Origin of the sequence: Sphingobium sp. C100 (assembly GCF_000508185.1) — a bacterium.
Classification (GTDB): domain Bacteria; phylum Pseudomonadota; class Alphaproteobacteria; order Sphingomonadales; family Sphingomonadaceae; genus Sphingobium.
Genome location: NZ_AYOY01000049.1, coordinates 1 through 7,051 on the forward strand (window position 1 = coordinate 1; position 7,051 = coordinate 7,051).

The window sequence follows — 7,051 nt, forward strand, 5'->3', positions numbered from 1 at the left end:
CCGCCGCGCCGCCTTCGGCCGCGACATAGCCGTCCCAGCGGCGAAGCTGACCGTCCAGGGTGACGAGCCGCTGTCCCACGGCCAGAGGCTGGCCTTCATCCTGATCGGCCACGCCAATCTGGGCGAGGCGGCGGGCCAGTTCGGGGGGCGCGGTGACATGGGTGGCGAGCGACGTCGCGCCCGCAGGCAGCGATGGGTCATCGGCCAGCAGCGCGGCGCCCGCCCAGCGGCGCTTGCCTTCCGCCCCCACGGGCGCTTCCAGATCGTCGCCCAGCGCGGCGGCGAGCGCGCGCTCATAACCGGGCGCGGCTTTCAGCCGGTCCAGCGCACGGGCGCGATTGGCGCTGCCGCTGTCGACCGCCCTTCGCAGTGCGCTCGCCTCACTGTCGAGCGCGGCGAGTGCCGCACGGGCCGCCGCGAGCGCCGCTTCCGCGCCGGCGCGCGCCTCGGCGGCGGTCTGGCGGTCGGCATCGGCGGCCTGGATCGCAGCTTCCGCCGCGTCACGATCGGCCTTGGCGCTCTTCTGGTCGGCCAGCGCAGCATCGCGCTGCGTTTCCAGCGGAACCGCGTCGGGTAAGGCGGCGGATTCCGCTTCAAGCCGTGCCGTGTCGCGCGCGGTGCGGTCGAGCCGGTTGCGGGCGGCGGCGAGCGCGGCTTCGGCGACGCGCAGTTCGGCCTGTTCGGCGGCCTGGGTCGCCATCGCCCTAGCCAGGTCCAACTCGGCGTCGCGCGCGCCCGCCTCTGCGGCGACGATGCGGGCGGCGAAATCGGGGCGCAGCTTCTCCGTTTCGGCTATGCGCGCCTTGAGCGACGCGATTTCCGCGGTCAGGCGCGCGATGGCGTCAGCCGCATCATTGGCGAGCGTACCTTCGCGTGTCCGGTCCTCTTCCAGCCGCCCGGCCTGCTGGGCAAGATCGTCGAGGCGACGCACGACCGATTCGCGTTCCGTGCGCAGCGCGGCGAGGCGATGGCCCGCCTCATTGGCGGCGTCGCGGGCATTTTGGGCGGCGACGCGCCGATCGGCCAGCGCGGCGACGGCGGCCTGGGCATGGGCGGCGGCGGCGATCTGCCCCTCCTGCGCCGCCGCGACGCCGGCCTCGGCCTGACGGGCTTCGCCGCGCGCGGCTTCGGCGCTGGCATTGGCTTCGCGCCAGCGGGCGAAGAGGGCGCGACCCTCCGCCACGCGAATCTGGTCGGACAGGCGGATATAGCGTTCCGCCGCCTTCGCCTGACGGCGCAGGGCATTGGCCCGCACGTCCATGTCCGCCAATATTTCATCGAGCCGGGCGAGATTGGTTTCGGCCGCGCGTAATTTCTGTTCGGCGTCCTTGCGGCGGACATGCAGGCCAGCAATCCCCGCTGCCTCCTCCAGCATCGCGCGGCGCTCCTGCGGGCGGGCGGCAATGACGGCGGCGATGCGGCCCTGGCTGACAAGGGCCGGGCTGTGCGGGCCGGTGGCGGCGTCGGCGAAGACCAGCGTGACGTCCTTCGCCCGCACATCCTTGCCATTGGCGCGATAGGCGCTGCCCGCGCCGCGCTCGATGCGGCGGGTGACTTCCAGTTCGCCATCGGCCCCGACTTCAACCGTCCCGAACAGCTCGCCCTGTTCCTGGACGGTGAGCAGCGAGACTTCGGCAAAGTCGCGTTGCGGGCGCGTGGCGGTGCCCGCGAAGATCACATCCTCCATGCCCGCGCCGCGCATGGATTTGGCGCTGGATTCGCCCATGACCCAGCGGATCGCCTCCAACAGGTTGGACTTGCCGCAGCCATTGGGGCCGACGATGCCGGTCAGGCCCGGTTCGATCCGCAGCTCGGTTGCGTCTACGAAACTCTTGAAGCCGGACAGCTTGAGGCGCTTTATCTGCATGAGCTTGTTCCGGGGCAGCGCGCCGCCCCGGCTCCCTCACGCACAGGCGCCAATGTCAGCCCCCCGCAGTCCAATCAGATTCCCGCTTCCTTGAGCTTTGGCTGGAGCGAGGCCCAGTTGGCCACATTATCGACCAGCACGCCATTAATCAGGAAGCTGGGCGTGCCCTGGATCTGATATTGGGTGTTGGCCGCCTCGACGCCCTTGGCCAGCTTTTCGGCCGTCGCCGTGTCGGCCAGGCATTGCTTCGCCTGATCCTCCGAAATGCCGCGCTGCTTGGCGAAGTCGATCAGGCCCGCGACTTGCGCGATGGCGACGGGACGCTGCGCCGGGGGTAGCTGTTCCACGCCCTTGAACGCGGCTTCCTGACCCTGAACCTTGTCGAACATCGCCGTCTGGTTGGCGAAAAACTGTTCGGACAGGGGATAGAATATATCCTTGCCGCCGCACCGGGCCAGCAGGGCGGTGGTAAGGTCGATGGGATCGCGCACATAGGTGCGGAATTCATAGCTCATCTTGCCGGTATCGACGATCTTGCGGATCTCCGGCGAGGCTTCCTCGGCAAAGTCGCGGCAATGGCTACAGGTGAAGGAGCCATATTCGACCAGCTTCAGCTTCGCATCGGGATTGCCCATGAGGAAATGGCCGTCGGGCGTTTCGGTCACGGTTGCGGACCAGCTGGAGCCGGCCGGGGCGGCGACGGCGGCGATCGGATCGCCACTGGGCCTGGCGGCTTCCTCACCCTTGTTGCAGGCGGCAAGGGTCAGGCTGAGGGCGACGAGGGCAAGACCGGAAAAGACTTTCACGATGGACGAGGCTCCGATGATTGGCTTGATGCAGGTGGGTTTAGATCAGCGCGCTACGGGGGGCAATGCGGCCTGAAGGATCGCCCAGGTCGATCCTTCGACCCGTGTGCCGTTGACGGTGAAGCCGGGCGTGCCCGTGATCTTTACCTTGTTCCAGGCATCGTCGGTCATCGCCAGTATCTGCTTCATCGATTGCGGGTCGGCGATGCAGGCGTCGAGCTGCGCATTGGTGAAGCCGCGCTTGTTCATCAGGGCGTAAAGGCCGGTTTTCTGGCCGATATCCTTGAGCGCGGGGATCTGATCGGTTGGCTTCTGCGCGTCGCGGTCATAGGTTTCAAGCTGGTCCATCCAGGCGGTCTGGTTGGCGAACAGCGCCTCATGATTGCCCATGAAGCGCGCCGGGGTGCCGCAGCGGGCGAGGAGAGCGGCGGTCAGGTCATATTTGTCGCGCACGGCGTTGCGCACCTCCACGCTGACGGTGCCGCCCTTCACATATTGAGTCTTGAGCGGGTCACTCGCTTCGCCGACGAAATGGGCGCAGTGGGAGCAGGTGTAGCTCACATATTCGACCAGCTTGGTCTTGGCCGCCGGATTGCCCATCAGATGGCCGCCGATCGGCGAGATGACGACGCGCTTCACCCAGTTGGTGGCGGGCGCCGCGACCAGCGCAGCGGGAAGGGCGAGCAGGGCGAGCGGCAGGAGCAGTTTTTTCATGGGCGTGTCCATAAGGTGGCCCGGCTGAACCGGAGCCGAATTAGTTGATTTTGGGCAAGCCGCTGCTGTTGGCAAGCCCCTGCGCCAGCGATTCGAGCACCGCGCGCAGTTCCGGGTCGCCAATGTCGCGCAGCGAATCGCCCAATTCGACCGGGATCGGCTTCAGGTTGCGCGGTGGCGGGCGGCGCTCGGCCGTGGCGGGCAGGATGTCGCCCTGACGCATGGCGACCCTGGCCACGGCGGCATAGCCGAAGAAGCGGTTCACCCGCTCGACAATGTCGGGGAGCACATGTTGGATCATCGGGGCATGGCCGCTCATCACGGTCAGTTGCAGCGTGCCGCCGGCCTTCTTCCCAACCGGAAAGCGGATCGATTCGGGCGCGGACACGGCGGCATAATGGGCGCCGACAATTTCCGGCCAACGGGTGACGATGCTCGATTGGACGAAGCCGAACTTGCGGAAGGCGGCGCGGCCGATGTCGGGCATCAGGTCGGAAATCTGGCGCGGCGCGCCGATGCGTGGCCGTTCTTCGGCGGGGGGCTTGCGCCTTTTCAATTTCGGGGTGGCCGGGCGTTCCGTCATGCTGCGCTTAATGGCATAGGGGCGCCATGCGCGTCGAGGGTAGAGACACAAAAATCGCGAGCGACCTGCTGGTCTATTATGACGTCCATGCGCGCCGCCTGCCATGGCGCGCGCTGCCAGGCGCCAATGCCGCCGACCCCTATTGCGTGTGGCTGTCCGAAGTGATGCTGCAACAGACGACAGTCGCGGCGGTCGGTCCCTATTATGCGAAATTCACGGCGCGCTGGCCAACGGTTGCGGACCTGGCCGCCGCAGATGACGTCGATCTGATGGCCGCCTGGGCGGGGCTTGGCTATTATGCGCGGGCGCGCAACCTGCTGGCCTGCGCGCGGGCGGTGGTGCGCGACCATGACGGACGCTTCCCCGATACGGAGGACGGTTTGCGGGCGCTGCCGGGTGTGGGCGCCTATACCGCCGCCGCCGTGGCCGCCATCGCCTTTGGCCGGCGGGCAGTGGTGGTCGACGCCAATGTCGAGCGGGTGGTGGCGCGACTGTTCGCGATCGACACGCCGCTCCCCGCCGCGCGGCCCCGGATTCGCGCGGAGGCCGACCGCATCACGCCGGACGCGCGTGCAGGAGACTTCGCGCAGGCGATGATGGATCTGGGCGCGACCATCTGCACCCCGCGCAACCCGGCCTGCGGCATTTGCCCGCTGCGGCAGGATTGCGCCGGTTTCGCGACCGCCGATCCCGCCGCCTTCCCGGTCAAGGCGGTGAAGAAGGCCAGGCCGCACCGGCTGGGCCATGGCTGGTGGATCGAGCGGGAGGGCCAGGTCTGGCTGGTGCGCCGGCCTGGCAAAGGATTGCTGGGCGGAATGCGCGCGTTGCCCAGTTCCGACTGGGGCGCCGCGCCCGACCCGACGCCGCCGGTCAGCGCGGCCTGGATCACGATCGATCAGCCGGTCGCCCATGTCTTCACCCATTTCTCGCTGGCGCTGAGCGTCCACCATGCCCATGTGGGAAGGGATGCAATGCCGATGGACGAAGGCGAATGGTGGCCGGTCGATCGGATCGACGAGGCGGGGTTGCCGACGCTGTTCGCCCGCGCGGCCGACGCGGTGAGGAAGGACAGAGATGCACGGAACTGAAATGCCCGGCAGGACGCCGCCCGGCTTTGTCGGCGGCACGCTAGACCGGGTCGACCATGTCCGCACCAATCCGGCGCTGCTGGCGGAGGCGTTCGCCGATCCGGCCGCCAGGCGGCTGGTCCTTGACGGGCTGGAGCCGGTCGAGGCGGAGGGGCATCTGGTGCTGGAGCCGATCAGGGCAGAGGCGCGGGTCGAGGACCATGTGCTGCTGGGCGTGAACCCTGCCGGCCACCCGATCTTCGCGCGGCTGGTTACCGATCCGGGCGCCAATATGGTGCCGACCCCACGCAGCCGGGCCATTGCCGGGCTGGTCCCGGCCGACGAGGTCGCGCTCTATGGTGCGGCGCGCAGTCTGGTCCATTGGCATGGGCGACACCGTTTCTGTTCGGTGTGCGGAGCAGGGACAGCGCCGGTCAAGGCCGGCTGGTCGCGTAAATGCGGGGCGTGCGGTGCGGAGCATTTCCCGCGCACCGATCCGGTCGCGATCATGCTGGCTCAGCATCGCGGGCGTGTCTTGCTGGGGCGCCAGCATGGCTGGCCGCAGGGACGCTATTCGGCGCTGGCGGGCTTCATTGAGCCGGGCGAGACGATCGAGGAGGCGGTGGCGCGCGAACTCCATGAGGAAGCGGGCGTAAGGGTTCATTCAGTGCGCTATGTGATGAGCCAGCCCTGGCCCTTTCCATCGTCGTTGATGATCGCATGCGTCGCGCAGACGGATGATGATCGTCTCACGCTCGACCCGACCGAGATCGAGGATGCCTTCTGGTGCGATGCGGACGGCGTGCGCGCTGCGCTGGCCGGCGAGCCGGATGCGCCCTTCCTCGCTCCGCCGCCGATGGCCGTCGCCTGGCATCTGCTCGACCATTGGCTTGGCGAGGTTGTTCCCCTCGACGCAAGCGCGTAAGGCTCCACCCTCTTCCCATCGCCCATTCAAGGACTATCTCTCCTCCATGCTCAGCCTAGAAGAAGCCCAGTCGCGCGCGCAGGATCTGGTAAGCGCAGCGCGCAAGGCCGGTGCGGACGCGGCCGACGCCATCTACGCCTGCAACGCATCGACCAATGTGTCGGTGCGGCTGGGGGCGCTTGAAGATGTCGAGCGTTCCGAAGGCGAGGAGATCGGCCTGCGCGTCTTCATCGGCCAGCGCTCGGCGAGCATTTCCGCGTCGGACATGAACCCGGCAACACTGGAAACTCTGGTGGAGCGCTGCATCGCCATGGCGCGGGAAGCGCCGGAAGATCCCTATGCCGGGCTGGCGCCCGAGGACCGGCTGCTGAAAAAGCGCCCGCCCTCGCTCGACCTGACCGATGAAGAGGAGCCGGAGCCGGCCGCCCTGCGCGAACGCGCCCTGATGGCGGAGGATGCGGCGCGCGGTGTGCCCGGCATCACCAACAGCGAAGGCGGCGGCGCGGCGAGCGGGCGCAGCCAGGTCGCGCTGGCCACCAGCCATGGTTTCGCCGGCGCCTATGCCGGCACCAGTCATTCCAACTGGGCCAGCGTGCTCGCCGGCAGCGGCGCCGACATGCAGCGCGATCATGCCAGCCATTCGGCCCGCCATCTGCGCGACCTGGACCATGCCGACGCGGTCGGCGTGCGGGCGGGGCAGCGTGCCGTCGCGCGGCTCAACCCGGTGAAAGTGGGCAGCGGCGTGATGCCCGTGATCTTCGACCCGCGCATCGGCTCCAGCCTGATCGGCCATCTGGTGAGCGGGATCGTCGGTCCGGCGATTGCGCGTCGGTCCAGCTTCCTGCTGGATCAACTGGGCGAGGCGATCTTTGATTCGGCCGTCACCATCGTCGACGATCCGTTGCGGCCGCGCGGTCTGCGTTCGCGTCCCTTCGACGGCGAAGGCCTGCCCGTGGGGCGGCGGGCGCTGATCGACGCGGGGGTGCTCACCGGATGGTTGATGGAGAGTGCGTCCGCACGGCAGCTTGGTCTGGAGCCGACCGGCCATGCCAGCCGGGGCGGCAGCGGCGCGCCGGGCGCCAGCGTCAC

At 68.5% G+C, this 7,051-nt stretch carries 7 protein-coding genes; 3 read left to right on the plus strand and 4 right to left on the minus strand.

Features of this window, described 5'->3' with window-relative positions; genetic code table 11:
- The 4 genes from C100_RS29830 to C100_RS29845 form a co-directional block, all read right to left on the minus strand.
- A partial coding sequence (locus C100_RS29830) for an AAA family ATPase (RefSeq protein ID WP_024018708.1) occupies window positions 1-1,867 on the minus strand: 1,867 nt, incomplete at its 3' end.
- A 74-nt stretch (window positions 1,868-1,941) separates the two neighbouring features.
- A complete protein-coding gene (locus tag C100_RS29835) occupies window positions 1,942-2,673 on the minus strand; it encodes a thioredoxin domain-containing protein (protein WP_024018709.1) in 732 nt (243 codons plus the stop codon).
- Window positions 2,674-2,718: 45 nt separating this feature from the next.
- The gene (locus C100_RS29840; protein WP_031308778.1) at window positions 2,719-3,387 is read right to left on the minus strand and encodes a thioredoxin domain-containing protein; all 669 of its coding nucleotides are present in this window, start codon (window positions 3,385-3,387) and stop codon (window positions 2,719-2,721) included.
- 40 nt (window positions 3,388-3,427) lie between these two features.
- Complete coding sequence (locus tag C100_RS29845) at window positions 3,428-3,970, minus strand: DUF721 domain-containing protein (RefSeq protein WP_024018711.1); 543 nt, start codon at window positions 3,968-3,970, stop codon at window positions 3,428-3,430.
- Window positions 3,971-3,996: 26 nt separating this feature from the next.
- Between C100_RS29845 and C100_RS29850 the strand changes: the two genes are divergently transcribed.
- From C100_RS29850 to C100_RS29860, 3 genes are all read left to right on the plus strand, one after another.
- Entirely contained in the window at window positions 3,997-5,058 is a 1,062-nt protein-coding gene (locus tag C100_RS29850) for an A/G-specific adenine glycosylase (protein ID WP_024018712.1), read from the plus strand.
- Window positions 5,045-5,962 carry an NAD(+) diphosphatase gene (gene nudC / locus C100_RS29855; protein ID WP_024018713.1) on the plus strand — a complete coding sequence of 306 codons (918 nt, stop codon included), beginning with the start codon at window positions 5,045-5,047 and terminating at the stop codon, window positions 5,960-5,962. The genes C100_RS29850 and nudC overlap by 14 nt, the downstream gene beginning before the upstream one ends.
- Before the next feature lie 46 nt (window positions 5,963-6,008).
- The coding region (locus tag C100_RS29860) for a TldD/PmbA family protein (RefSeq protein WP_024018714.1) at window positions 6,009-7,051 on the plus strand (1,043 nt) is incomplete at its 3' end.

Coding starts and splice junctions, on each gene's coding strand:
- C100_RS29840 (WP_031308778.1), bottom strand. CDS start 3,387: ATGAAAAAACTGCTCCTGCCGCTCGCCCTGCTCGCCCTTCCCGCTGCG.
- C100_RS29845 (WP_024018711.1), bottom strand. CDS start 3,970: ATGACGGAACGCCCGGCCACCCCGAAATTGAAAAGGCGCAAGCCCCCC.
- C100_RS29850 (WP_024018712.1), top strand. CDS start 3,997: ATGCGCGTCGAGGGTAGAGACACAAAAATCGCGAGCGACCTGCTGGTC.
- nudC (WP_024018713.1), top strand. CDS start 5,045: ATGCACGGAACTGAAATGCCCGGCAGGACGCCGCCCGGCTTTGTCGGC.